Origin of the sequence: Nocardia sp. NPDC060220 (genome assembly GCF_042727815.1) — a bacterium.
Classification (GTDB): Bacteria; Actinomycetota; Actinomycetes; order Mycobacteriales; family Mycobacteriaceae; genus Nocardia.
On record NZ_JBHWZY010000944.1, the window covers coordinates 1 to 2,503 of the forward strand.

2 protein-coding genes are annotated in these 2,503 nt (G+C 66.1%); both read right to left on the reverse strand.

Translation table 11 applies throughout. The annotated features are described in order from the left end of the window. On the reverse strand, positions 1 to 1,209 hold a 1,209-nt coding region (locus ACFWF3_RS32050), incomplete at its 3' end, for an MDR family MFS transporter (protein WP_379317551.1). Positions 1,210 to 1,446: 237 nt separating this feature from the next. Beyond that, on the reverse strand, positions 1,447 to 2,289 hold the full coding sequence (locus tag ACFWF3_RS32055) for an NAD-dependent protein deacetylase (protein ID WP_378987985.1): 843 nt from the start codon (positions 2,287 to 2,289) through the stop codon (positions 1,447 to 1,449). Between the last annotated feature and the right edge of the window lie 214 nt (positions 2,290 to 2,503).

Genomic DNA, 2,503 nt, shown 5'->3' on the forward strand with positions numbered 1-2,503 from the left:
CATCTCGGTGCGCCCGACCGCGTTCTGCGCGGCGATGACCAGCGTCTGCATGCAGCCGCCGAGCCCGAAACCCATGATCGCGCTGAAGGCCAGCGGCTGCCACAGCGGACCGTCATAGGTGATCCTGGCGAACAGCGCGCACCCGATCGCCAGGATCAGCGCACCGAGCACCGGCAGCACCTTGTAGCGGCCGGTGGCTTTCGTGATCAGCCCCGAGATCTGCGCGCCCACCATGATCCCGAGGACCAGCGGCAACATCAGCAGCCCCGCCTCGGTCGGTGAGAAACCACGAACGACCTGCAGATACTGCGGAACCATCGTGATCGCGCCGAACATCGCGACGCCCACGAGGAACCCGCCGAGGATCGCGATGCTGAACGTGGAGCTGCGGAACAGCCGCAGCGGGATCAGCGCCGAGTCCTTCATGAGGAATTCGACCAGGACGAACAGCAGCAGCCCGCCCGCGCAGATGCCGTAGCAGAGCAGCGATTTCGGCGCGGTCCACCCCCAGATCCGCCCCTGCTCGGCCACGATCAGCAGCGGCACCACACCCACGATGAGGGTGATCGCGCCGAACCAGTCGATCCGGCTGCGTTGGCGGGTGTGCCCCACGTTCAGCACCTTCGCGACCACGAGGAACGCCAGCACCCCGACGGGCACGTTCACCAGGAACACCCAGCGCCAGCCCTCGATGCCACCGAGGCTCTCGTAATCGGACAGGAAGCCACCGACCACCGGGCCGAGCACTGTCGCGATGCCGAACACCATGAGGAAATACCCCTGGTAGCGGACCCGTTCGCGCGGCGGCACGATGTCACCGACGATGGTGAACGCCAGCGACATCAACCCGCCCGCGCCCAGCCCCTGGAAGGCCCTGCACCCGGCCAGCTGATACATGGTGGTCGCGAAACAGCAGGCGGCCGAGCCGATCACGAACAGGGCGATCGCCAGCAGATAGAACGGTTTGCGCCCGTAGATGTCGGCGAGCTTGCCGTAGAGCGGCGTGGTGACGGTGGCGGTGATCAGGTATGCCGTTGTCGCCCATGCCTGTTCGTCGAACCCGTCGAGACTGTTCGCGATCCGGACGATGGCGACGCTGACGATGTTCTGATCGAGCGCGGCGAGGAACACCCCCAGTAGCAGCCCGGACAGGATGGTGAGTGTCTGGCGGTGCGTGAGGCGTGATTCGGCAACGACGGTATCGGTCATGGAAAAGCCCTGGTTCTGATCGGCTGGCAAGTGGGGGTCGATCATTCGGCCCACACGAGGGCCGACAACCCCGCTGCGAGGAAAACATTGCGCCGCGGGTGGAACTCTTCATGCACTGGTGCGCAGAGCTTACCCACGTCGGATTCGCCGCCTTCACCGAGGGATCAAGTTACCGTTCGTTTCACCCGGAAACGATAGGCCGCGGGGCTGTGAACTGTCAGTTCGGCGCGCGGGAATTCAGCGGCCGAGTTCGGCCAGCGCGCACAGAGTTTCCGAGCAGCCCGCGTCGATCCGGAGGGTGGCGAGGTCGTCGCCGCGGGTACGTCCACGATTCACGATCACCACTGGCACACCGTTTTTCGCGGCTCTGCGCACGAATCGCAGGCCCGACATCACCGTTAACGAGGAACCGGCCACCAGTATCGCCTGTGCTCGTTCGACCAGGCCGAAAGCGGCTGCCACCCGGTCCGGCGGCACATTCTCACCGAAATACACGATGTCGGGTTTGAGCATTCCGCCGCACGCCAGGCAATCGACCATCCGGAATCGGTCGGTATCGGTCACCACGGCATCGGCGTCGGGTGCCACTTCGATACCGGTGGCGCCCGCCGAAACATTGTCCGCGAAACCGGGATTGGCCGCTTCGAGGTGTTGCGCGAGGGTCATTCGGGATATCAGATTCTCGCACCGCAGACAACGCACTCGCGCATACGTTCCGTGCAGATCGATCACCTGACGCGCACCCGCCTTCATATGCAGCAGGTCCACGTTCTGGGTGATCACTCCCGACACCGCACCCGCCCGCTCCAGCTGGGCGACAGCGCGATGACCGGGGTTGGGCCGGGCGGCGTCCATCCGCCGCCAGCCGATGTGGTTACGCGCCCAATACCTCTGCCGGAACACCGGGTCACCGACGAACTGCTGATAGGTCATCGGCGTGCGCGGCGGCGAGCCGGGACCGCGGTAATCGGGAATCCCGCTGTCGGTGCTCAGCCCCGCGCCGGAGATCACCACGGTGCGGCGCCCGCGCAGCAGCTCGGCCGCGCGCGCCACCGCGTCGGTGGTGTCGTGGTCCACCATGGGTTCCACTCTACGAGCGGGGCGGCGGCGCGTCGTGCGCGGGACGAACACGCCGGGGCCGAGTTGCGTGTGGTGGCCGCGCGGCGACATGATGTTTCATCCGCCCGGCATCGACCGCTGCAGAGGAAAACCTATGTCCGACACCGATGAGCACGGCCGCACCGCGCTCAATGCCGCGGTCGACGGGACCATCGTCGCCGTCCGCCGGATGTTC

What these genes read in the sequence shown, in the direction of transcription:
- ACFWF3_RS32055 (WP_378987985.1), bottom strand. Translation starts at nt 2,289, where the DNA reads ATGGTGGACCACGACACCACCGACGCGGTGGCGCGCGCGGCCGAGCTG.